General features: G+C 71.4%; 17 protein-coding genes. 6 read left to right on the top strand and 11 right to left on the bottom strand.

Annotated features, from left to right (window positions below; genetic code table 11):
* Positions 1-14 precede the first annotated feature (14 nt).
* Positions 15-1,058 carry a rhamnogalacturonan acetylesterase gene (locus MQE23_RS10320; protein ID WP_243378948.1) on the bottom strand — a complete coding sequence of 348 codons (1,044 nt, stop codon included), beginning with the start codon at positions 1,056-1,058 and terminating at the stop codon, positions 15-17.
* Between the two features lie 188 nt (positions 1,059-1,246).
* On the opposite strand from MQE23_RS10320, the gene MQE23_RS10325 reads away from it, so the two are divergent.
* Positions 1,247-2,920: a rhamnogalacturonan lyase B N-terminal domain-containing protein gene (locus MQE23_RS10325; RefSeq protein ID WP_020271044.1), complete on the top strand. Its 1,674-nt coding sequence runs from the start codon at positions 1,247-1,249 to the stop codon at positions 2,918-2,920.
* Positions 2,921-2,938: 18 nt separating this feature from the next.
* On the opposite strand, the gene MQE23_RS10330 is transcribed toward MQE23_RS10325, so the two are convergent.
* Positions 2,939-4,348 carry an RICIN domain-containing protein gene (locus MQE23_RS10330; protein ID WP_243382568.1) on the bottom strand — a complete coding sequence of 470 codons (1,410 nt, stop codon included), beginning with the start codon at positions 4,346-4,348 and terminating at the stop codon, positions 2,939-2,941.
* A gap of 1 nt (position 4,349) precedes the next feature.
* Positions 4,350-5,447 (bottom strand): glycoside hydrolase family 43 protein, encoded by a 1,098-nt coding sequence (locus MQE23_RS10335; protein ID WP_243378949.1) that lies wholly within the window; start codon positions 5,445-5,447, stop codon positions 4,350-4,352.
* A 259-nt stretch (positions 5,448-5,706) separates the two neighbouring features.
* Here MQE23_RS10335 and MQE23_RS10340 point away from each other — a divergent pair, with 259 nt between their 5' ends.
* The gene (locus MQE23_RS10340; RefSeq protein ID WP_243378950.1) at positions 5,707-6,672 is read left to right on the top strand and encodes an expansin EXLX1 family cellulose-binding protein; all 966 of its coding nucleotides are present in this window, start codon (positions 5,707-5,709) and stop codon (positions 6,670-6,672) included.
* Between the two features lie 63 nt (positions 6,673-6,735).
* Positions 6,736-8,838 (top strand): autotransporter-associated beta strand repeat-containing protein, encoded by a 2,103-nt coding sequence (locus MQE23_RS10345; protein ID WP_243378951.1) that lies wholly within the window; start codon positions 6,736-6,738, stop codon positions 8,836-8,838.
* A 3-nt stretch (positions 8,839-8,841) separates the two neighbouring features.
* Here MQE23_RS10345 and MQE23_RS10350 read toward each other — a convergent pair whose 3' ends face one another.
* Together MQE23_RS10350 and MQE23_RS10355 are read right to left on the bottom strand one after the other, a co-directional pair.
* The gene (locus tag MQE23_RS10350) at positions 8,842-9,705 is read right to left on the bottom strand and encodes an MOSC N-terminal beta barrel domain-containing protein (protein ID WP_243378953.1); all 864 of its coding nucleotides are present in this window, start codon (positions 9,703-9,705) and stop codon (positions 8,842-8,844) included.
* 41 nt (positions 9,706-9,746) lie between these two features.
* On the bottom strand, positions 9,747-10,865 hold the full coding sequence (locus MQE23_RS10355; RefSeq protein ID WP_243378954.1) for an aminoglycoside phosphotransferase family protein: 1,119 nt from the start codon (positions 10,863-10,865) through the stop codon (positions 9,747-9,749).
* A gap of 46 nt (positions 10,866-10,911) precedes the next feature.
* Between MQE23_RS10355 and MQE23_RS10360 the strand changes: the two genes are divergently transcribed.
* Positions 10,912-11,445: an SMI1/KNR4 family protein gene (locus MQE23_RS10360; RefSeq protein WP_243378955.1), complete on the top strand. Its 534-nt coding sequence runs from the start codon at positions 10,912-10,914 to the stop codon at positions 11,443-11,445.
* On the opposite strand, the gene MQE23_RS10365 is transcribed toward MQE23_RS10360, so the two are convergent.
* On the bottom strand, positions 11,442-12,809 hold the full coding sequence (locus MQE23_RS10365) for an amino acid permease (protein ID WP_020271035.1): 1,368 nt from the start codon (positions 12,807-12,809) through the stop codon (positions 11,442-11,444). The genes MQE23_RS10360 and MQE23_RS10365 overlap by 4 nt on opposite strands.
* 130 nt (positions 12,810-12,939) lie before the next feature.
* Here MQE23_RS10365 and mmuM point away from each other — a divergent pair, with 130 nt between their 5' ends.
* The gene (gene mmuM / locus MQE23_RS10370) at positions 12,940-13,851 is read left to right on the top strand and encodes a homocysteine S-methyltransferase (RefSeq protein ID WP_243378956.1); all 912 of its coding nucleotides are present in this window, start codon (positions 12,940-12,942) and stop codon (positions 13,849-13,851) included.
* A 33-nt stretch (positions 13,852-13,884) separates the two neighbouring features.
* Here mmuM and MQE23_RS10375 read toward each other — a convergent pair whose 3' ends face one another.
* Positions 13,885-14,565 carry a class I SAM-dependent methyltransferase gene (locus MQE23_RS10375; RefSeq protein ID WP_243378958.1) on the bottom strand — a complete coding sequence of 227 codons (681 nt, stop codon included), beginning with the start codon at positions 14,563-14,565 and terminating at the stop codon, positions 13,885-13,887.
* Positions 14,566-14,810: 245 nt separating this feature from the next.
* Between MQE23_RS10375 and MQE23_RS10380 the strand changes: the two genes are divergently transcribed.
* Positions 14,811-15,866 (top strand): LacI family DNA-binding transcriptional regulator, encoded by a 1,056-nt coding sequence (locus tag MQE23_RS10380; protein WP_020271031.1) that lies wholly within the window; start codon positions 14,811-14,813, stop codon positions 15,864-15,866.
* Between the two features lie 6 nt (positions 15,867-15,872).
* Here the strand turns inward: MQE23_RS10380 and MQE23_RS10385 are convergent, their stop codons facing one another.
* The 4 genes from MQE23_RS10385 to MQE23_RS10400 all read right to left on the bottom strand — a co-directional run bounded on the left by MQE23_RS10385 (position 15,873) and on the right by MQE23_RS10400 (position 23,765).
* Positions 15,873-17,480: a carboxylesterase family protein gene (locus MQE23_RS10385; protein WP_243378959.1), complete on the bottom strand. Its 1,608-nt coding sequence runs from the start codon at positions 17,478-17,480 to the stop codon at positions 15,873-15,875.
* Between the two features lie 123 nt (positions 17,481-17,603).
* Positions 17,604-18,851, bottom strand: a complete 1,248-nt coding sequence (locus MQE23_RS10390; RefSeq protein WP_020271029.1) for an alginate lyase family protein — start codon at positions 18,849-18,851, stop codon at positions 17,604-17,606.
* A gap of 25 nt (positions 18,852-18,876) precedes the next feature.
* The gene (locus MQE23_RS10395) at positions 18,877-22,206 is read right to left on the bottom strand and encodes an alginate lyase family protein (protein WP_243378960.1); all 3,330 of its coding nucleotides are present in this window, start codon (positions 22,204-22,206) and stop codon (positions 18,877-18,879) included.
* 26 nt (positions 22,207-22,232) lie between these two features.
* On the bottom strand, positions 22,233-23,765 hold the full coding sequence (locus MQE23_RS10400) for a glycosyl hydrolase family 28 protein (RefSeq protein ID WP_020274413.1): 1,533 nt from the start codon (positions 23,763-23,765) through the stop codon (positions 22,233-22,235).
* Between the last annotated feature and the right edge of the window lie 3 nt (positions 23,766-23,768).

Consider the following 23,768-nt stretch of genomic DNA (forward strand, 5'->3'; position numbering starts at 1 on the left):
GGCGCCCCAGGGGTTCATCCCACCCGCACCTTGCCCTTCGGCACCAGATGCCGGGTGACGAGTTCGTCGCGGACCAGGCCCGCGTAGGCCGTGGCACCGCGCACGGAGGTGTGCGTGTTGTCCCGCGCCTCGTTGGTGAGGTAGAGGGCCTTGGAACCCTCCACGCCCAGGGACTCGACGAGTGCCTTCGTCTTGGCGGTGAGGTCGATGAGCGGGACGTCCTGGGCGGCGGCGACGGAGCGTGTGACCGCCGGGTGGTCGACGCCCAGGCCGTTGACCAGGAGCGCGGTTCCGTTGTTCAGCGTGCCGTCGGTGTTGAACCAGCGCCGCACGATGGGAGTGACAAGGACCGGCTGTCCGCCCCGCTCCCGGACTCCCGCCACCAGTGCCTCGAGGTTGGCCCGGTAGGTCGCCTCGTCCGTGGTCTTGTCGTTGTGGGCGAGCTGGACGAGGACCAGGTCGCCGGGGCGGATCAGGGGCCGTACGGTGGCCCACAGCCGCGGGTTCCCCAGATACGTGACCGTACTCTCGCCGGAATCGGCGTAGTTGGCGACGGACACGCCCTGGCGGAGGTACTGGGGCAGCTGCTGGCCCCAGCCGGAGTACGGGTCGCCGGGCTGGTCGCAGACCGTGGAGTCGCCGACCAGGAAGATCTGGCGGGCGTGCCGGGCCGGGGTGACCTTGATGCCGGCCAGGGCGGGGGCGGAACCGCCGATGCGCAGATCGAGGCCGGCGGTTCCGTCGGGGCCGGTGGGCTCGCCCTCGGGAGTGCGGACGTTCACGGTGAAGCTGCGGGTGACGCGCTCGCCCGCCGGTGCGGCCGTCTCCGGCAGCAGGGACCGGCGGGTCTCCCCGCTGATGCTCGTGGCGGACGCGGCCTTTGCGCCGAGCACGACCCGTACGTCGTACGTACCGGGCGGGACGTCGAAGTGGCAGGCGCCCGCGGTGCAGTGCGCGAGGCCCGGCCGTCCGCCGGCCTCGCCCGCGTGGGCGGGTACGACGGACAGGGCGGTGCTCAGCGCCACGGCCGCCAGCACGGCGATGTTGAAACGTCTCACTCGCAACTCCTCCGTCACGGTGACAAGACCTGGCCGCTGAACGTATCGCCTCCGGCAAGCGCTTTCTAGACCTCGGCCTGATTTCGCAAAGATGGTGCCACCAGGCATGTGAAAGCCCTTTCGCGAAATCGATTCAACTGTCACCCTCGCTCTCGCCCGCCCCCCACCTCCCGAAGGAGGCACCCCCCATGCCCGGATCCGCGAACAGACCGGTCGGCCGCCGCGCCTTCGTCCTCGGCGCCACCGCCACCGCCGGCACGGCCCTCACCGGCACGGCGACCGGCACGGCGCACGCCGCAGGCTTCGGCTGGAGCGACGACGGCTCGGCCTACGTAGTCGACTCCGGCGCCCAACTGGTTTTCAAGGTGAGCAAGTCCACCGGCGACCTGACCTCCTTGGTCTACCGGGGCACGGAGTACCAGGGCTACGGCGGCATGAACTCGCACATCGAGTCCGGCCTCGGCGCCTCCACCGTGAGCATCAGGCAGTCCGGCTCCACGATCCTGGTCTCGGTCACGCACGGCACGCTCCGGCACTACTACGCGGCCCGCAGCGGCGAGAACAACGTCTACCTGTGGACGAACAAGGCCGACACGTCCGTCTCCGCGACCCGGTACATCGTGCGCGTGAAGAAGGGCGCGTTCCTCAACGACGAGCCCGACTCGTACACGTACGCGCCCACCGCCATCGAGGCCTCGGACGTGTTCCGGAAGTCCGACGGGCAGACCCGCTCCAAGCACTATGCCAAGCGGCGCGTCATGGACTACGACCACATCGGCTGGTCCGCCGGCGGCGTCGGTCTGTGGATGGTGCGCAGCAACCACGAGAAAGCCTCCGGCGGCCCCTTCTACCGCTCGCTGCTGCGCCACCAGAGCGCGGACGGCGGCGGCCTGTACGAGATCCTCTACTACGGACAGAACCAGACCGAGGACCAGCGCTTCGGTCTCCAGGGCCCGTACGTCATCGCCTTCACGGACGGCGGGGCGCCCTCCTCGGCGCTGTTCCCGGGCACCCTGACCACGCCGTGGGCCGACTCGCTCGGCATCGCCGGGTACGTGCCGGCGAGCGGCCGGGGCAAGGTGGCGGGGGTCGGGATATCCGGGCGGAACACGGCGTACCCGTACACCGTGGGCCTGGCCAACGCGGCGGCGCAGTACTGGGGTTCGGCGCGTTCCTCGGACGGCTTCTTCTCCGTCCCGGGCGTGCTGCCGGGCACGTACACGCTGACCGTCTACAAGGGCGAGCTGGCGGTGTACACCACCTCGGTGAGCGTGTCGGCGGGCGGCACGACCACCCTGAACACGATCGCCATCCCGTCCTCCAACGACCCGTCCAATGCGAGCGCGATCTGGCGGATCGGCGACTGGAACGGCACGCCGGCCGGGTTCAAGAACGCGGACCTGATGACGTACGCGCATCCCTCCGACGTACGGGCCGCGTCCTGGACGGGGAACGTCGTCATCGGCGACGGCGAGACCGCGGCCTTCCCCTGCTACCTCTGGAAGGACGTCAACAGCGGGATCCTGGTGTACTTCCGGCTGGCGGCGGCCCAGGCGGCGGCCGCGCACACCCTGCGGATCGGGGTGACGACGGCGTACGCCAACGGCCGCCCGCAGGTGACGGTGAACGATGCCTGGACGTCGGCCATCCCCTCCCCGCCCACCCAGCCGAACACCCGGTCGCTGACCAACGGTTCGTACCGCGGCAACAACCACACGTTCACGTACAGCGTCCCGGCGTCCGCCTGGAAGACGGACGCGAGCCAGTACAACGTGCTCAGGATCGACGTGGTGAGCGGGTCGGGGGCGACCGGCTTCCTCAGTGCGGGGACGGCGATCGACGCGATCGACCTGCTGGCGTAGCGGCCGTCCCGGCGGTTGTCAGGTCCCGCGCGTCCACTGCTGGTTGGTGCCGCCGTTGCACGTGTATGTGATGAGCGCGGCGCCGTTGGCGGTCGACGCGCCGTTCACGTCCAGGCACTCGCCGGACGCACGCGACTTGACGTTCACGTACGAGCCGGTGGTGGTCAGCGACCACTGCTGGCTCGTCGCGGAGGAGCAGTTCTCCTGCGTGACCGTGCTCGCGTTCTCCTGCACGCACAGGGAGCTGTTCCTGACCATCAGCTGGTAGTAACCGCTTCCGACGGACTTGAACCAGTACTTCTGGTTGCTGCCGCCGTTGCAGTCGTACTGCTTGAGCTGGGCACCGGCCCACAGCGACTGGCTGGTCACGTCCGCGCACTTGGACGAGTGGCGGGCGACGAGGGTGTTGTACGTGGCGCTCGTGCCGGAGACGGTCCCGGCGGCCGTGTCGACGGTGACCTCCGGCGACCAGGACATGGCCATCGTGGTCGAGTTGGAGAAGGTCAGCGGCAGCCAGACGTACCGCGAGTCGTTGACGGTCCCGCCGAAGGAGTTGCCCCAGCGGTCGCCCAGGTAGAGGTACGAGGTACCGGAGGTGCCCTGGACCGGCAGCACGAACGCGGTCTGCGAGCCGTAGGCCGTCGAGTCGCCGATGTTCTTCATGGCCGACCAGGGGCCGGAGATGCTCGTGGCCGTGGCGTACTGCTGCTGGTTGGGGTTCCAGCCCGTGGCGCCCGAGGTCAGCATGAAGTACACGCCACCCCGCTTGAACAGGGCCGGGGCCTCGCGGTGGCCGCCCGGCCAGGGGTTGGCGACCAGGCTCGCGATGCCGGTGTAGTCGGCGGTGAGGCGGTAGATCTGGAGGTCGTAGTTCTCGCGGGCGGCGGAGATCATGTATCCGGCGCCGTCGGTGTCGACGAAGACCGTGATGTCGCGGGACATGTGCTGGCCGAGCGGGCGGAAGCTGCCCTTCCAGGTGTAGTTTCCGTCGACGGTGTCGGAGACGGCGACGGCGGCGCGGGCCTCGCTGTAGTCGGTGCCGTTCTCCTTGTGCATCCACATCACGAACTTGCCGGTGGAGGCGTTGTACATGACCTTCGGCCGCTCGATGTTGGCGGTCGCCAGCTCCGGGTCGCTGGCCTCGGTCAGGACGTGGTTGCGGAACTCCCAGTTCTTCAGGTCGGTCGAGCGGTAGGCGTCGACGTACCGGAAGGTGTTGTCGGCGTTGCGGTGCTCGCCGAACCAGTAGTAGTAGGAGCCGACCTTGAGGACCCCGCCGCCGTGCGCGTGGACGGGGTTGCCGGAGGTGTCCTTGAACTGCGTGCCGTTGGTGATGGTCTGGGGCGCTGCCTGGGCGGGGCCGGCGGTGGCGAGGGCGCCGAACATGCCCAGGCACAGGGCGAGGAGGACCGCGTACGCGCGTCTCATCTCAGTCACCCGCCGTCACGGTGTCGGCCACCGGGATGCCGAAGTCCGGGGTGCCGTCCGGCTTCCAGCCGAGCTTCTGGATGCGGGTGTGCCGGTTGGGGTCGTTCAGCGGGTCGCCGTTGATCTCCTTGTACTGGCGGGCGTGGTAGACGAGGACGTCGGTGCGGCCGTCCTCGGCGACGGTGAAGCAGTTGTGGCCGGGGCCGTACTGCTTGGTGGTGTCGTTGCTGGTGAAGACCGGGGTCGGTGACTTGGACCAGCTCATGGGGTCCAGGAGGTGACTGTCGGCGTCCGCGGTCAGCAGGCCCATGCAGTAGTTGAAGTCGGTGGCGCTGGCCGAGTACGTCATGAAGAGGCGGCCGTTGCGCTTGATGACGTACGGGCCCTCGTTGACCTTGAAGCCGATGCACTCCCAGTCGTACTCCGGGGTGGAGAGCCGCACCTGCGGGCCCTTCAGGGTCCAGGGGTTCGCCATCTCGGACAGGAAGATGCCGGTGTTGTTGTCCAGGCCGGGCTCGTGCTGCGCCCAGGCGAGGTAGCGCTTGCCCCGGTGGGTGAAGGTGGTGGCGTCCAGGGAGAAGGTTTCCCAGGCCGTTTTCACCTGGCCCTTCTCCACCCAGGTGCCCTTGAAGGGGTTGGGATGGGCGTTCTCCAGCACCCATATGCGGATCGCCCACACGTCCTCGGCGGGCGCGGAGGCGAAGTAGATGTACCACTTGCCGCCGATGCGGTGCAGTTCGGGCGCCCAGATGTGCGCGCCCATGTTGCCCGTGGGGTGAGCGCGCCAGATCACGGACTCGTCGGCCGTGCCCAGGCCGTTCAGGGTCCGGGAGCGGCGCAGGATGATGCGGTCGTACTCGGGGGCGGTGGCGGTGAAGTAGTAGAAGCCGTCCTTGTGCCGGTTGATGTGCGGGTCGGCCCGGTTGCGGACGAGCGGGTTCACGAAGGGAGCCGGCTTCGGGGGCCTGGCCTGGGTGGCGGCCTGGGCCACACCCGGGACGGCGGGGACGGCGGCCAGGGCACCGGCGGCTGCGGCGCCCTTCAGCAGCAGCCTGCGGCTGGGGGGTTCGGGCAGAGCGTGGTCGCGGTCGCGGCTCATGCGGTGGGGCCTGCCTCTCACTGGGGGACACACGGCGTTGTCCGATGCGTCGCCTGATACATCACCTGATGCATCGTCTGACATTTCGAACACCATCTGTCATTACGAACGCCGAAAAGGTAAGGGTGCGCCACGAGGAGGTCAACGGGTCTGACGGGACGACTCACCGGCAACCTTTCCGGCCCCGGCGGCCACTGGTAGGTCGAAAGCGTGCATCCTCCTGGACTCCTGAAGTCCTGAACCACGTAAGGACCCACCCGTGGCATCCCGTTCTCACCGCCGTCGCCCGAGCAAGCGACGCAGTGTCCTCGTCTCCGCCGTCGGTGTGGCGGCGGTGGGACTTCTGCTGTCGCTGGTGATGGTGCTCCGCCCCGACGGCGAGCCGGACACCGTGCAGTCCGCTGCCGATCCCTCCGCCGGCCACCGGTCGAGTGCCACGCCCACGGCACCGGCGCGGAAGCCCGCACCGAAGCAGAAGCCGAAGGCGAAGGGGCAGCCGAAGCAGTCCAAGGCATCCCCGACGCCGACCACGACCACCCCGTCGGCGCGGCCCTCGCCCACCAGCGCCCCCCGGTCCTCACCGCGGCCCGCGTCCGGCACGGCACCGCTGGCGGGACGTATCCAGCCCCAGGTCACCTACAAGGGGGTCGCCACCCACTACGACGCCGCGGACGGCGACGGCGCCTGTCTGTACGGCCCGAGCCCCGACCTCATGGTCGCGGCGATGAACCACACCGACTACGAGACGTCCAAGGCGTGCGGTGCGCACATCCTCGTCCGCGCGGCGAACGGCGCCTCCGTCACGGTCCGGGTCACCAACGAATGCCCGCTGCCCTGCGCCCCCGGGCAGCTCGACCTCAGCAAAGAGGCCTTCGCCAAACTCGCCGGCCTCTCCGCCGGCCGGATCCCGATCACCTGGAGCCTGCTGAGCCCCAGCACGTCCGACACCGTCTCGATCCGCTACAAGACCGGCTCCAGCAGCCACTGGTGCGGCATCCAGGCGCTCGGCCACCGCAACCCGCTGGCCCGGCTGGAGGTGAAGACCGGCAGCGGATGGAGCCGGCTGACCCGGACCGAGTACAACTACTTCCTCTCCCCCGGCGGCACGGGCTGCGGCGGCGCCCTGAGGCTCACCGACATCTACGGCGAACAGCTCACCGTCGACGGCATCGCGATTCGTCCGGACGCCGTACAGCCGACGCGTGTGCAGTTCGCCCGGCACTGAGCGGTGGAACGGCAACCGTCGATTTTCTGTTATCGGCCGCCCGCCCCCCGCGTCTCCCCTCCCGTGCGCAGTCTCACCCACACCACAGCAGCGGCCGCCGGTGTCCTCGCGGCGGTCGCCTCCCTGCTCGCCGCTCCCCCGGCGGTGGCCGCCGGTCCACGGGACGTCACCGCCGACGTGCTGGCCGACCGGGACGTGACGCTCGGCGGCGACACGGTCGTCACCGTGCCGCCCGGGACGACGACGTACGACGGCGTGTTCCGCGGCGAGGGCACGCTCACGGTGCGCGGCAGCGGGACCCTGGTCCTCACCAAGGACAGCGACTTCACGCTCCCCGAGTCCCGGCAGCGGGTGCGGACGCTGGGCGGGAACCACCCGTACGTCACCGTCGCCAACCCGGACCCGCCGGCGGTCACGGTGGAGCGCGGGGCAACCCTCCAGTACGGCGACGGCGGTACGACGGGACTGATCGGCCACTTCCCGTACAACACCCCGGCGTTCCGCCTCAACCAGGACAACATCCGGGTCGACGGCACCCTGCGGCTGTCGCTGACGAGCGCGTACAACCTGGGCACCATCAGCGGTTCCGGGCTGATCACCCAGCCGAGGTTCCTGTGGGGCACCTGGGACGTGTCGGGCACGCACTCCTTCTCCGGGGTGATCGACAACGGTACCCAGCTGAACGCGGGCCGCCCGGAGTACGCGACCTCGCTCCCGAACGTCCGCAAGGTCCTCAACCAGGGCACCTGGACCGTCGACACGCCGCTCGGCCGGACCGTCACGATGGGCATGGACTTCTACCAGCGCGAGTACGGCAGCGACATCAACGTCCAGTCGCGGCCCGGCGGCAAGGTGATCCTCACCGGCCAGTACAGCTGGTCGGACCGGGGCGGCGACAGCGACCCGTCGCTCAGCGACCCGGCCCTCAACTGGACGCCCGCCCGCAAGAACGTCAACAAGCGCGGCACCAACATCAAGGGCGCGAACGTCCAGTGGGGCGATGGCACGACCAACAGGATCTTCATGCCGGGGACCGCCGAGACGGTCTACATCAACCTCCTGGCCGCCCGCTCCCGTTCCCGCCTCACCTTCGACTACGACGGCCCGGTGACGCTCGGCGCCCCCATCGGCGGCGGCGTATTCCACGACACCCTCTCGGCCCCCGGCGCCGGCGACATCGTCATCGCCGGCACTCCCGGCAACGACGTGACCTTCGCGGCCGTCCAGTACTACGACGGCTCCACGACGGTGGAGAAGGGGGCGGTGCTGCGCCTGGGCAGCGGGAAGCGGGGCGGGGACGGCGGGCTGTACACGGCGGGCGCCCGCTACAAGGTCGTCAACGACGGCTCGCTCGTCCTGCGCAACAGGAACCGGCCCCTCACCCTCTCCCGCATCGGCGGCAGCGGCTCGCTCACCCAGTCGGGAGCCGCCACGACGACCCTGACGGGTCCCGCCGTCACGTACACCGGGACGACCACCGTCTCCAGGGGCACGCTGGCCCTGCGCAAGGGCGCCACGCTCACCCGCAGCAGGGCCATACGGCTCACGGCGGCCGGGACGCGGCTTGACACGGGCCCGGCGGGTCTGCGCGTCGCGACCACGCTCACCGGCAGGGGCACGGTCGCGGGAGCGGTGACGAACGACGGTGCCGTGACCACCGGCCTCACCGTGAACGGCGCCTACACGCAGAGCTCCAAGGGCACCCTGGTCCTGCGCGGCAAGCCGCTGAAAGTGACGGGGACGGTACGGCTGGCCGGGGACCTCGACGTCTCTGCCCTCGGAGGCCGGGGCCGGCCGGCTCGTGAGGTCACGGTCCTCGACCACAAGGGCGACGGCAGGATCTCGGGAGCGTTCGAGGGGCTGCGGCAAGGCGCCCGCCTGAAGCTCGGCGACACCACCTACCGCATCGACTACCGGGCGGGAGACGGGAACGACGTCGCCCTGACCGCGAAGACCGCCCCGCGTCCCTCTCCGACCGCGCCCGGGGCGTCCGCGTCCGGCGCCGTGGCCCCCCGGAGCGCCGGCGCGTCGGAGGACGTCGGCTTCGGCTGGTGGCCGTACGCCCTCGGACTGGCCCTCGTCGTCAGCCTCGCCGTGCCGATGGCGGCGCGACGCGGCCGGCGCCACCGAGGCGGCGGCCGGCATGCGGGCCGCGCACGGCGGTGAGGCTCACAGCTCGGACTCGCCCCACGACGTGACGACCGCGTCGTCGCCGACGGCCACCCTGCCGGGCCGCAGCACGGCGAACTTCGCGCCGAAGGCGACGCCGCCCTCGGACGCCCGCCGGTAACCGGCGAGGGTGCGCAGCGGTTCGGGGCCCGCCCTGTCCCCGGACTCCTGCTCGACCAGGGTGACGGCGCAGCGGATGGCGAGCTTGGCGTAGCCCAGTTCGGCGTCGCCGATGCGGAGGTGACGGACGCGGTCCTCGGTGTGCGGTTCGTCCCAGCCATCACCTTCGTTCCTGCCGCCGGGTTCGTCTCCGCCGTCGAGCACGATGTTGGGGCGGAAACGGTTCATCGGCAGCGGGCTCGCGCCGCGTTCGCTCAGTTTCCGGTTGAGGAGGCCGAGGGTGGAGCGCGAGACGACGTGCAGGGCGCAGCTGTCGGCGTAGCCGGAGGTGCCGGGTGTCATGCCGTCGGTCACCCGGTCGTGTTCCGGCGGTACGCGCACGAGCCGGCTCGGGGCGCGCAGCACCTCCGAGAGCCAGTCGGCCGCCGTGTCGCCCTGGTCGATGCCCTGGTAAGCGGTCCCGAACAGGTCCACTTTCTGCCGGGCACCGGTGGTGTCCACCCGCAGGTGCAGGTCCTCGGTCCCCGGCGCGCTGAGCGTGAGGCGTTCGCCATCGGCGGTGAGGGCGGGCCGGATGACGGCCAGCCGGGGATCCCGGCGCTGGGTCCGGTACACCCCCTCCTCGCTGACGACCATGAAGCTGCGGTCGTGCGCCAGCCCGGCGGGGATCACCAGTGCCTCGGTCGCCGATGTCCCGGCGCATCCCTTGACTGGGTAGTACGACAACTCGACGACGCGGGCCATGCCCTTCCCTTCTCCCGGCAACGAGCCTCGGACGTCCGGTGTCAGCGGCCGCTCGGCGCCTGAGGGAAGCCGAGCCGGGGAGCCAGCAGCCGGGCCTCGGCCGCCCATTCGGCGAGGAAGGCGAGGGCCAGGCCGCGTTCGCGGTAGCGGAGTCCGGCGGGGACAGTGCCCTGGCCGCCGTAGGCCGGCTGCTCGTCGTCCGCCCGGGCGAGCATCAGTGCGGTGAGCCAGTCGTACTTCACGGCTGAGGCGCACACGCCGAGCCGTACGAACCGTTCGTCGCCGCGCCAGCCGCTCTCGCGCAGGCCGTGCACGTACGCGTCGTACGCCGCCTTGGCCAGGCCGGGGAGGTCGGCGGCGGGGACGAACAGGTCGAAGACGCAGTCGGGGAGGTAGTTGCCGAGGTCCTCGCCGAGCGCCCCGTCCCCCGCGAACGCCCAGTCGAGGACGGCACTGCCCTGGCCGTCGGAGCGGACGTTGGCCGGCCACTGGTCGAGATGGCAGAAGGCGCGTGGCAGGGACTCCATGACCGTGAGGAACCACTCCCGGTCGTGGCGGAGGCGGACCATGTCCTCGCGCAGGCCCGCCGGGAAGTGCTCCCGGATCAGGGGGTGTCGCCATGCCTCGTCGTCGTCGAGCAAGTCCTGGCCGGTCGTCTTGCCGGCGGTGTAGTCGCGCAGGAAGCGCTGCGACAGCCACGGCCGGTCCTCCCCGGCGCCCACCGCGCCCTGCGCGGCCCCGAGCCGGTGCGCGTGCTCGACGTGCCGGGAGAGCGGCCAGCCCGTCGCCGGTTCGCCCGGCACGTCCTCCAGCCACAACGCCAGGTCACCGTCGGGGCGTTCGGCGCAGGCCAGCAGCCGGGGTGCGCGGATGCCGTGCCGCTGCCAGACCTGGGCGAGCCCCGACTGGTAGACGTACGCCTCACGGCGCCAGAAGTTCCAGTGCCGGGGGTCGTTGGAGGCGGCCCACGTGGCGCTGGTCTCCTTCGTCCGCGTCAGCACCTTCAGGACGGCCGACCGGCCGCCGCCCGTGACGCGCCACACGCCCGCGGTGACGCCGTTCGACGGGTTGTGCGTGAGAGGTACGAGGGTCGTCCCTCCGGGGGCCGCGGAATCGAAGATCTCGCGAAACTCGGCTTCCGCCACGGCGACTTCAGGCATCCCGTCAGCTTACGGTGAGGTTCTTGCGAGACCGGCAGGAGGACACATGGAACCCGCTCCGCTCGGCGAGTCGTGGCAGCGGGTGGAACGCTGGCTCGAGGAACGCGGGAGCGCCCGGGAGCTGGCTCCCGCGGCCACCCCGGCGGACATCGCCCGGGCCGAGGAACAGCTCGGCACGCGTCTCGACCCCGACCACGCGCTCCTGTTGCTGGGCCACAACGGCAGCGGCAGCTTCTGCCTGCCGCCCTGCTACCGGATCCTGAGCACCGAGGAGGTCGTGACCGACTGGCGGTCCAAGACGAAGGTCTGGGGTGACGGGTCTCCCCCCGCCTACGCCCCGGAGTGGATCCCCTTCGCCTCCGACGGCACGGGCGGTGTGCTCCACCTGGACGTCTCCCGGCCGCACGAGCGCATCCACGAGCACGACAAGCTGGGCGCCTCCCACTTGTCCTCCCACCCCATGTGGGCCTCCCTGCCCGCACTGCTGCACTGCACCGCCGACGCGCTGGAAACCGGTCGGTACCTGGACGGTTACCGGCGTCCCGGTGACGACAGCTCGTTCCTGCTGTGGGAGTACTAGGCGGCCGCCTCCCGCCGCCCCCGCAGCCACACGTACACCGGGATCCCGGCGAACAGGAACAGCACGCCCTGGTAGACGGCCGCGTATCCGGCGCCCGCGATCAGCCAGAACGAGAAGCCGAAGGAGAGGACGGCGACGATCAGGTCGCGGACCAGGCCGGCGGGGCGGACGCGTTCGCGGGTGCCGCGGGCCAGCCAGTAGAGCTGGGCCGCCGCCGACAACAGGTACGGCACGCAGCCGGTGAACGTGGTGATCAGGACGAGGACGCGGAACGTGGTGTCCGGGCCCGCCGTGTAGTTGAGGGCGATGAGGAGCGTGCCGAGGACCGCGCAGGCCCAGACGCCGAAGCCGGGCACGCCGCCCTTGCCGACCCGGGCGAAGGGCGCGGGGAAGAGACCGTCGCGCGCGGCGGCGTACGGCATCTGCGCGGCCATGAGGATCCAGCCGTTGAGGCAGCCGGTGATCGAGACGACGGCGACCAGGGCGATGGCGGTGCCGCCCCAGGAGCTGCCGGTGAGGGCGTTCACGGCGTCGGCGAACGGGGCGCCGGAGTCGATGAGTTCGCTGTGCGGGACGAGGCCGAAGACGGCGACCGTGCCGAGGATGTAGACCAGGGCCGAGGCCAGCGTGCCGAGGACGCTCGCCCGGGCGACGGTCCGCTCGGGGTCGCGGACCTCGCCCGCGCTCACCGCGGCCGACTCCACCCCGAGGAAGCTGTACAGCAGCAGCGCGGCGGAGGCGGCCAGCGCTCCGGAGACGCTCTGACCGGAGGCGTTGAACGGGCCGAAGTTGTCCGTGTCGACGAAGAACAGGCCGATGGTGGCGAGCAGGAGCAGCGGTACGAACTTCAGGACGGTGGAGACGACCTGCACCGTGCCGACCCAGCGGGTGCCCGCGAAGTTGGCGGCGGCGGGCAGCCAGAGAGCGGCCATGGCGACGACGGCCTGGAGGACGTGGTTGCCGTGCAGGGGTATCAGGACGTCGACGTAGCCGACGACCGCGACGGCCAGGGCGGCGATGCTGACCCAGCACATCGTCCAGTACGACCAGGCCGACAGGAACCCGGCGAACTCGCCGAACGCGTCCCGCGGGTAGACGTACAGCCCGCCCGTGACCGGGCTGCGCCGCGCCAGCCTGCCGAAGAGCAGCGCGAGGGCGACCGCGCCGGCCGAGAGCACGACGAAGGCGAGCAGGCTGATCGTGCCGTAGGGGGCGACGGTGGCGGGCAGGGCGAAGATGCCGCCGCCGATGATGTTGCCCATGACGAGGGCCGTGGCGGCGGCCAGGCCGAAGGTACGGCGGGGAGGGGGCGCCGGGGCCGGCTCGACGGGTTCGGTGGCCTCGGCGGGGCTGGGGACGGTCATGGGCGTTCCTGACGAGCGGAGGGGGGAGGGCCGTGATCGTAACCCGCCATCCCACATGTTGGGCGACCTGTTCATGTACTGGACACAATCGGCTGGGGTCCGCCGCCGGATCTGGACTACGGTCGTCCGTATGACCAGCACCCTCACCCTCGCCGAAGCCCTCGCCGCCGGGACGGTCGTCCTCGACGGCGGCATGTCCAACCAGCTCGAGTCGGCCGGGCACGACCTGAGCGACGAGCTGTGGTCGGCGCGGCTGCTCGCGCAGCAGCCGGAGGCGATCACCGAGGCGCATCTCGCCTACTTCCGGGCGGGCGCTGACGTGGCGATCACGGCCAGCTACCAGGCCACGTTCGAGGGCTTCGCCAAGCACGACATCGACCACGACCGGGCGGCCGAACTCATGGCGCTCAGCGTCGAGTCGGCACGCGACGCGGCCCGGCTCGCCCGCGTCTCCCGCCCGTTGTGGGTGGCGGCCTCGGCCGGCCCGTACGGGGCGATGCTCGCGGACGGCTCCGAGTACCGGGGGCGCTACGGCCTCACGGTCGACGAGCTGGAGCGCTTCCACCGCCCCCGCCTGGAGGTGCTGGCCGCCGCCCGCCCCGACGTCCTCGCCCTGGAGACGGTCCCCGACGCCGACGAGGCCACCGCCCTGCTGCGGGCGGTGCGCGGGCTCGGGGTGCCGGCCTGGCTGACGTACTCCGTCGCCGGTGGCCGCACGCGCGCCGGGCAGCCGCTGGAGGAGGCTTTCGCCCTGGCCGCCGACGCGGACGAGGTGATCGCGGTCGGCGTGAACTGCTGCGCGCCCGAGGACGCGGACACCGCCGCCGCGATCGCGGCCCGGGTCACCGGCAAGCCGGTCGTCGTCTACCCCAACAGCGGCGAGACCTGGGACGCCGACGCCCGCGCCTGGACCGGCCGCGCCACCTTCACCGCCGACCAGGTGAAGGGCTGGCAGCGGTCCGGCGCCCGCCTGATCGGCGGCTGCTGCCGGGTGGGCCCGGAGGCGATCTCGGACATCGCGGGGACGCTGGGGGCGGCGTAGGGCGTGAGGGACTGCGTCCGGCCGAGGGGTCTCTCAGCGCAGCCGGCGCGCGCGCAGCACCAGGTCGTCGGTATGGTGCGCGCCGGCGCCACCGTCGGGTGCCACTCGCGGCCGTTGTTCGTTCACCTCCACCTCCCAGTCGTCGTCGAGTGCGTCGACGACCATCGAGGGCCAGACGTAGTCAGCCGGATCGAAGCCGCCGTCGTCCGCCTGCTGGGTGTCCACCCCCGCGTGGTGTACGACCAGCAGCACGCCGCCGGGTGCGACGGCCGCGAGGAGCGCTCGCTCGGCCGCGGCGTCGGGGGTGCGCAGCAAGGCCGGGTACTGCGCGGAGACCAGGTCGAAGGAGGCGGTCGGGAGCGCCGCCTCGGTGAGTGCGGCGTGTACCCAGTGAACGGCGAGGCCGGCGTCCCGCGCGTGTCCGGCCGCCCGCTCCAGCGCCACGCCCGAGACCTCGAGCGCGGTCACCTCCCAGCCGCGGCGCGCGAGCCAGACGGCGTCCGCGCCCTCGCCGCAGCCGACATCGAGTACCCGCCCGGGTGTGAGTCCGGCGACCTCCGCCACGAGCGCACCGTTGGGCCGGCCGCTCCACAACTGTTGTCGGTCGGCGTACCGGTTGTCCCACTCCGCTTGCACCGCGGGGTCCCCGACGTATCCGTCGGCAGGCCAGGAGATTCCGGACGCGGGCGATCCTGCTGCGATGTTGTCGGTCACGGACCCACCGTCGCCCACCGGGGCCCGGGTCTGCCACTCCTGTTGCCGGTCCGGCAAACCGGCCGCTGCCCACCGGCCCGCCTTCCAGGGATGACTCGACACCCGACCCTGACACCGGTCCGCGCACACCACTCCTCCCCCTCCCCTCCCCACTGCTAGCCTCCGTCCAGGGAACCGGTTGCCATGGTGTTGCCGCAGTTCCCGAGGGGTGGGTGCGGACCGGCGCCCGGAGAGACGAGGCAGTCATGACGAGGAAGAGCGGGGACGCGAGCCGCAGCACCATCCGGGACGTGGCGGCCCGCGCGGGGGTCTCGGCGTCGACGGTGTCCCGGGTGCTCGGCGGTGTGTACCCGGTGAGCGCGGCGACGCGCGGGCGCGTGATGCGGGCGGTCCGTGAGCTGGACTACGTGGCCGACGCGCGGGCGAAGGCGGTCGCGGGCGTCGGCACGCCCACGCTGGCGTTCGTGCTGGAGGACATCACCGGCCCGTCGTTCGCGCACATGGCCCACGGCGTGGAGCGCGAGGCGACCCGCCTAGGCCACCTCTGCCTGGTGTGCAGCACGGAGGGCGACGTCCGGCACGAGCTGGAGTTCGTCGAGATGATGCGCGCCCAGCGGGCCGCCGCCGTGATCCTGGTCGGCGGCACCGCCGACACCCCCGAGTACCGCGAACGCACCCACCGCATGGCCGACTCCCTCGCCTCGGCGGGTTCGCGCCTGGTCCTGTGCGGCAGGCCGCCGCTGGACCCCGGCGCCCCGGTGACGGTCATCGAGTACGACAACGAGGGCGGCGCCTACACCCTGGTCGCCCACGTCCTCGCCCAGGGCCACCGCCGGGTGCTGTTCCTCGGCGGCAGGGCGGACCACACCACGGCCCTGGGCCGCGAGCGCGGCTATCTCGCGGCGCACCGGGCCCGGGGCCTCACCCCCGACCCGTCCCTACTCCTGCACGGCGACTTCACCCGGGACGCGGGCCACCGCCTCATGCAGCAAGCCCTCAAGGAGAACCTGGACTTCACGGCCGTCGTGGCCGCCACCGACATGGTCGCGGCAGGCGCCCTCACGGCCCTGCACGAGGCGGGCCTGACCGTCCCCGGCGACGTCTCCCTCGCCGGCTACGACGACATCCCGTTCGCCCGCGACCTGCACCCCGCCCTGACGACGGTGCACGTCCCCTACGAGGAACTCGGCCGCCTCGCCGTCCGCACAGCCCTCGAACACACGCCGGGCGCACCGGACGAGCACCTGCTGCTGGGCACGCACGTGGTGGTGCGGGACTCGGTGGGGGCGCCGCCGGCGTGAGCGTCGTCAGTGTCGGCGGAGGGCGCCGGAGCGTCGCAGCCGCCGTACGGCTGACCGCAGTTCCATACCGCGTGCGGGTGAATCGTCGACAGGGACCAAAGCGGGTGTGGACTCCTCAGGCGTGAGCGCGGCGTCGGTCGCCCAGAGGGCGAGTTCGCGGTCGCGGGGGCCGTACGCCGTGTAGGCCACGCCGTTCTCGGCGTCCGGTGCGCGGTCTCCGAAGACGCGCACGGGGTGGGTCTCGTCCCAGCGTTCCCAGCCCGGGTCGCCGTCCGTGGCGAAGCGGACCCAGGCGGCGTGCATGGCGTCGGCCAGTTCCTGCGGGGCGCCTTCTCCGGCCAGTTTGCGGGCCTCCGGGACGTCCCCGGTGTCGAAGACGAAGCCGAGCTCCAGCGCGTGGCAGGAGCCGAGGTCGGGCAGGTTGGAGGGCCAGGCGAACTCGTAGACGTACGACGGTTCCGTACGGGCGTCGGCCAGGTGGTGCAGGGGGATGCGCAGGAGGTGGTCGGTGACCAGCTGGCCGACGATCTCCGCCGTGCCCGCTTCGGGGTGCAGGGCGCGGTAGCCGCGCGGGACCTCGCTGCCGCAGTGGCAGCGGGCCATGGCTCCCGCGAGGGCGACGGCTCCGAGGCGGTCGACGCGCTCCAGCAGGCCGCCCGGGACCAGCCACAGCCGGTACTCGTCGCGGGTCCAGCCCGTCATCAGCTCGACGCCCGGGGCGGCGCCGCCCTCGGTGAGGGCCTGAAGGGGGTCGCGCGGGACGGTGTCGCCGTCGATGACGATGCCGAAGGCGGGGCCGCCGACCACCGGGCTGCTGAGCCTGCCCACCTCGGCCTGGGTGTGCAGCAGCAGGTCGCGGTCGACGGCGGCGAAGGCCTCGGCGGTGGCGGGGATCTTCAGCCGGGAAGCCATGCGGCGCACCATCCGCCGTACCTTGGCCCGCTCGGACGCCTCTGGCGGCCCGCTCTGCAGGACTGCCCGCCGGACCAGCCCCTGCGTCTGCGGGGCGGCGATGAGGGCGCCGATGCTGATCGCCCCGGCGGACTGGCCGAAGAGGGTGATGCGGCCGGGGTCGCCGCCGAAGGCCTCGATGGCCTCGTGCACCCAGGTCAGGGCGGCGATCTGGTCGCGCAGGCCGAGGTTCGGGGGCGTGTCCGGGAACAGTCCGTAGCCTTCGACGCCCAGCCGGTAGTTGACCGAGACGCACACGACGCCGTCGCGGGCGAAGGCATGGCCGTCGTAGACGGGGACGGCGGACGAACCCCTGGTCAGGGCGCCGCCGTGCAGCCAGACCAGGACGGGGAGCCGGGCTCCGGGATCCGGCTGCGGGGTCCAGACGTTGAGGTTGAGGCAGTCGTCGCCCGGCACGACCGGGTCGGACAGGTAGTGCGCGAAGGCCTCGGAGTACGGCGGCTTGGGCGGGGTGGGGCCGAAGGCACCGGCGTCGAGGACGCCGTCCCAGGGGGGCAGGGGTACGGGCGGGCGGAAGCGGCGGGGGCCGAAGGGGGGCGCGGCGTACGGGATACCGCGGAAGACCGCGACTCCCCGCTCGTACCTGCCGCGTACGGCCCCGTACGGGCTCCTGACCACGGGATCCGCCTGGCCTGCCGTCATACGCCCACCAGCCCTTCGCCGCGCTCGTGCACCGGAAACACCAGAGCACCACATCGCCCATCGGTATTCCGGTGCACGAGCCCGCTTGACCGCTATTTGGCGGACTCTTGGGCAGCGGAGACGCTATTTGGCGTACATCAGCGTGCCGAAGCCGAGCTGGTCGAAGCCGCCGCTGGTGGTGCCGTAGTCGCCTCCTCCGCCCTCGGGGGCGACGGAGAAGCACATCTGGGCGATGTACTTGTCGTCGAGGAGCAGGCGCCGGCCGTAGTGGTAGTGGAGCATCGCCCACACCGGGCGGACCTGGCCGCGCGATCCGGAGCCGATCACGGTCTGTGACTGCTGGGAGCAGGTCTGGCCGCTGCCCCAGGTGTAGGTGGTGTAGGGCACGTTCATGTTCAGGTTGTACTTGGCGACGTACTGGGCCGCCTTCATGAACCGCCTTCCGTCGTAGGAGTACAGGTCGTCGCCCTGGTTCCAGGCCATTTCGCACAGGGCGCCCATCTGGCCCATGCCCATGACGGTGTGGCCCTGGTCGCGGCCCGACTCCTGCCACTGGCCGAGGTCGTAGCCCTCGACGTTCGGGTAGAGGAACGGCACGGCCCGCTGGATCTGGCCGTTGCCGCCGCCGCTCTTGAAGTAGGTGACGGCCTGGTCGTACTTGGCGCCGTCGTCGCACAGGATCCCGATGGCCATGATCGAGGCCATGTTGCACAGGTCCCAGTTGGCCCAGTAGTTGGTGATGCAGGCGTCGTTGTGCTCGCGGAGGAACCGGTCGTTCAGCGGGTAGAAGACGTTGAGCATCATCGTCTTGAACCGGCCCAGGTCGAACCCGGCGTAGCCGCGCATGAGTTCGGCGACGTTCGCGAACTGCCAGCCGTAGAGGCCGGCGGCCAGGTACCGGTCGGCGTTTCCGGTGATGCCGGTGAGGGTGGACGACCAGGCGTTGAGGATGCGCACCGCGCAGTCGGCGTTCGCGGCGGTGCCGCCGACGTGCCAGCGCAGCGCGTTCTGGTAGGCGGCGTGGATGTCGTTGTAGAGCTGGGGGTAGTTCTCGCCGGTGCCGCCGCGGATGATCGTGGCGGTGGCGCGGGGCGTCCAGGTGGACGCCGAGTGGGAGTTGGCGGTCAGCCGGCGCCAGCCGGAGGCCCAGGGGTCGTCGCCCGCGGCGACCCTGACCTTGGCGCGGTTGATGTCGCCGGCGTTGTGCAGCATGCCGGGGTGGGTGAAGGTCGCCGGGGCCGCGTCCGCCGTGGTGGCGGTGGCGGTGGCGCCGAGGGCGAGGGCCGCGGTGAGGCCGCCGGCGGTCTTGAGCAGACCGCGGCGGCTCACCTGGCCGCCCTCGTGGTGCGTGTGGGGGGACGTGCGGCTCATGTGGGGTTCTCCGATCCGTGGAGGACTACATGGGGGTGATGCTCACCTCGTCGAACTCGGTGGTGCTGTGGGTCAGGGGGCTGCGGGAGCAGACCACGAGGCCCACGTAGTAGGGGGCGTCACCGAAGCCGGGGATGTCTCCCTCGGCGAGGGGGGTCCAGGTGGCGCCGTCGTCGGACGAGACGGATGCGGTGAAGTGCGTCCCGGTGCGCTTCAGCCGCAGCAGGCAGGGGGCGGTGACCGCCGCGTTGCCCGTGAACGTGGACTTGCCGGCGACGGTCGGGCGCAGCATCAGCTGGGCGCTCGTGCCGCCGGTGACGATCGTCCCGGCCGCCTGGTCGAACGGCGACAGGGACTTGGCCATGAGCAGGCCGACCCGGTCGCCGGTGGCTCCGGCGCGGGAGACCAGACGGGCGGTGACCTCGCAGTCACCGGTGACGGGCCGTCGTACGAACTGGCCGGTCATGCCCTGGTTGTTGACGGCGAGGTCGGTTCCGGCGCCGCGCACCACGAAGGTCCCGTCCTCGTGGGCGGTGCTGCCGGGGGTGCGGACGGCGACCACGCCGAGGGTGCCGTAGGCGCGGTCGTCGAGGACTACGTCCCCGAGGTCGCCGTAGGTCCAGGGCGCCGGCGGCGGGGTGCCCACCGTGAGGGTGAGGGCGCCGCCGTCGTCTCCGGCGGCGTTGCCCGCGCTGGTGGTGACCTTGAACTCGCCCGTCTGCGTGGGTGTTCCGGAGATCAGGCCGGTGCGCTTGTCGACGCGCAGGCCGTCGGGCAGCCCGTCCGCGGCGAACCGTATGGGTTCGTGAGACGCGCGCAGGAGGTGCTTGAAGGGCACGCCCTTGTTGGCGAACACCGTGGTGGCGGAAGTGAGTTGCGGCTTGGACGGTGTCGGCATCGTCGACGTGGCGGACTCCGACAGGGGGCCGCGTCCGGCGCAGTTGGTCTTGGCGACGGCGTAGTGGTACGTCGTGCCGGGTGTGCCGGTGGCGTCGGCGTACCGGACGCGGGTGCCGAAGCCGACCGCGCCGATGCCGGTGGCGATCGTCTCGTAGGGGCCGTCGGCCGTGGTGGCGCGCAGCACCTTGTAGCGGGCGGAGAGGTCCGGGTCGGTCCAGGCGAGCTCGACCGCGTCGGCGCCCGCGACTGCCCGCAGGTCGCCGGCGGCGGTGGCCGGGCGGGGCACGGACCAGACCTCGCCGGCGGTCCGGGAGACGACGCTGACGTTGTCGAAGGCGCCGGTGCCGGTCTCGGCGTAGTCCTCGTCGACGCCGAGGCAGGAGGTGAGGGTGAGACCGACGTACGCCGTGCTGCCGAGGTCGACGTCGGTGGAGCCGACCTCGGTCCAGCGGATGCCGTCCGGGGAGATGGCTCCGGTGCAGCGGTCGCCCCGGCGGGTCACGCGGACCCAGTACGGCATGCGCAGCCGGTAGCCGTCGCCCGCGCCCTCGACGTACGGGGCCCGAAGCGGAGTCGCCGACTCGGGCAGGGTGCCGAGGGACGAGATCGGGAAGGCGGCGCTCGTCGTGATCGTCTGCTGCTGGGACGGCGGCACGGGTGTGCTGCCGGTGCCCTTGACGGCGGCTCCCGCCTTGGCCCGTACGGACCACACGCCGCTCCAGGTGTGCAGCGGCAGGCCCTGGATCAGCATGGCGGCGTGCGCGACGTCCGCGTCCAGGCCCGCTCGTATCGTGACGCCGATCTTGGAGTACTGGGAGCTGAGCGGATACACGATCCGCGCGGTGATCGTGCCGTCGCCGCGCAGCGGCAAGTACGCCAGGCGGTGGGTGTCGGCGGTGCCGGACGCCTCCAGCACGAACCGCTCGCCGTCGAACACGGCCGAGCCGGGGATCCGCACGTCTCCGACGTCCCGCGTCGCCCAGGGGTCGGGCAGCCCGGGGACCGCCGCCGCCCAGGCGGAACGGGCGCTGGTGCCCCGGGAGTTGGTGGCCGTGACCGTGTAGTAGGAGGGCCTGCCCGGGCGGGCGCCACGGTCGGTGTACTGCGGCGTGCCGAGGCCGGTCGCGATCGTCTCGTAGGGCCCGTCGGCTCCGGTCGCCCGCAGGACCGTGTACGACTCGGCCCACGCCGACGGCAGCCAGGCCACGGTGACGGACTTGTCGCCGCCCACCGCCGTGACACCGGCCGGAGCCGTGGGCGCGGCCGCGGCCGGGGTCTTCGTGCCCGCGAAGGTGAGGGTGCCCCAGCTCGGCAGGTCGTCGTTGCTGCCCTCGACGACCCGGGCGCCGCCCGTGCCGCGGAAGACGGCCGCCTTGGTGTAGGGGGTGTCGAGGCCCCGGACGCCGGCGTAGTGCGCGTAGGCCATCTCGTAGATCGGGGGCAGGTTTCCGCGTCCGACGGCGGAGACGGACTTCTTGACGTACTTGCCGGTGCGGTCCAGGTCGGGGACGAAGGGCACGTCGCCGCCGAGGTTGTAGCGGGCGGCGTACTCGACGTTCTTCAGCAGCCGGTTGCCGTCGAAGGCGTACAGGTCGACGCCCTGGTTCCAGGCGACCTGCGCGGCGTCCGCGAGCAGGCCGACGGCGAGCTGCTCGTGGCCCTGGTCGCGGCCGGACTCCTGGCCCTGTCCCGCGTCGGTGACGATGCGGTGCGGGACGCTGCCGTTGCCCGCGCCGGCGGCGGCGAAGCGCAGCGCGTCCTCGAAGAGGGCGGGCTCCTCGCAGAACACGCCGATGGCCAGGATGGACTGGATGGACGTCAGGTCCCAGTTGCCGTTGGCGTAGAGCATGTAGCCGGAGATCGCCGGATACCAGACGCGCAGGAAGGACTCCTTGCAGCGGGCGATGTCGTCCTCGGCCCAGCCGTCGTACCCGGTGTACCGGAGCAACTCGGCCGCGTTGACGAACTTGAAGGCCTGAAGTCCGGCGCCGAGTGGCCCGTCCGCGCCAGTGATGGCGGTGAGCGACGCCGACCAGGCGTTGAGGATGTCCCGGGACTTGTCCGCGTAGGCCCGTTCGCCGGTGATGCACCACATCAGCGCGGTCTGGTAGGCGGCGGCCGAGTCGGCGACGGCCTGGTTCTGGAAGTTGGTCGGGCCGCGGCCCCAGGAGGTGATCTGGCCGGTGTTCTGGACGGCGTAGGTCGCCTTGGAGCGCGCGTGGGCGGCGAAGGCGAGGAAGCCGTCGTAGATCGGGGATTGCTGGGCGGCGACGGCGGCCTTCATGCGGGTCAGGTCGTCGGCGCTGTGCAGCAGGCCGGGGTGGGTGAAGGCCCGGGGCGTGGTCGTGGCGGCCCGGGCGGTGCCGGACGCGAGCAGGCCGCTCGCTCCCGACACCAGCAACAGGGCGGCCGCGCCGCCGAGGAAGCCACGGCGGCTCGGTGCGGGGGTGCTCATGGGAGTGCTTCTCACAGGGACGGTGGTCATGACGCGGCGGCCGCCGCGGCCTCGGCGGTGGTGAGGAACTTGAGGTTCGTCACGTGCTCGTTGACGAACATGGGCACGCCGTCCGAGGCCAGATACCACTTCGGCTTGCCAGTGCTGTCGGCGATCACCCTGCCGTTGACGCGGAGGTTCTCGAAGGTGACGTCCTTGATCGCGTGCTCCGCGTCGAGGCCGGCGATGATCGAGAGGTCGGCGTTCTTGCCGTTGTAGCTGAGGTCCTTGATGTAGACGGACTCGATGCCGCGGCCTGCCGACGTGTTGTACTTCGGGTTGTACTCGACCCGCATGTGGATGAGCTGGCCCCAGCGGAAGTCCTCCACGCGGATGTCGTCGAACCTGACGTCCCGGACGATGTTGCTGTCACCGACCATGAAGGCGATGGCGCCCTGGTAGGTCACCTGCGGCTCGCGGTGGTCGAGGATGTCGATGTTCTCGTAGCGCAGGTTCTCCAGCACCTCGGGGGTGTCGGAATTGCCGTGCACGCCGATGTTGATCGGGTGGGCGACATCGGCCCAGAGGGAGCAGTTCCTGACGGTGATGTTGCGGGTGTCGCCGTAGAAGTCCCAGCGGTGGGTGTAGAGAGCGACGGAGTCGTCGGAGGTGCGCAGGAAGCAGCCGTCGATCGTGACGTTCTCGGAGCAGTAGAGCTGGATGCCGTCACCCCAGCCCTGGTGACTGAAGGCACGCAGATTCTTGATGGTGAGGTTCTTGGACTCGGCGACCCTGATGTTCTCGTACCGGGGGTTGAGGATCGTGACGCCGTCGATCGTGACGTTCTCGCACTTGCGGACGAAGACCGCGCCGCCGGTCGTGTCGTAGACCACGCCGCGACCGATCAGCCGGGAGTTCTCCACGCCCTCGAAGATCACGCTGGAGGTGAGGACGGCGCCCGGGGCCAGGTAGACGGTGGTGCCGCTGGGCACCTTGAGGGTTCGGTCGGGGTGGGTGTGCAGACCGGGCCCGAAGTACATGACCTTCTTGTCGCCCTCGGTGGGCACGTCCCGCTCGATCGGGTTCGCGAACAGGTGCAGGCAGTCGAAGATCTTGTCGTCGATCTGGACGACCAGGTTGCGGGGCCGGTCCAGGGTGAAGCGCGCGGTGCTGCCGAGCACCTCGGGCTGGATGCCGTACGAGTCCGGGCGGATGCGGACCTTCTCGCCGCCGCCCGGGTTGTACGTGACCTCGACCTCGACCGTGCCGGAGAAGTCGAAGGCGGCCCAGGAGGAGCTCTGGGCTCTGTTGCTGCCGGTGCTCGCGTCGATCAGTGCGAGCTTGGCGAGGTAGACGCCGAGCTTCTGCCAGGTGCCGCCGAGCGGCCGGACCTTGACCGTGAAGGAGTTGTTGACAGGCACCTTCGGAAGCGTCGGGTGGATGACCACACTGTCGCCGGTGGTGCCGGTCTCATCCGCCGCGGCGGCCTGCGCGGTGCCCGCGATGCTGCCGGCCAGGCCGGCGGCAGCGATGACACCGGCGGCCTGGAGGGTGGTCCGGCGTGACAGGGGCGTGTTCATGCG

This window comes from Streptomyces sp. HP-A2021 (assembly GCF_022807935.1).
Taxonomy (GTDB): Bacteria; Actinomycetota; Actinomycetes; order Streptomycetales; family Streptomycetaceae; genus Streptomyces; species Streptomyces afghaniensis.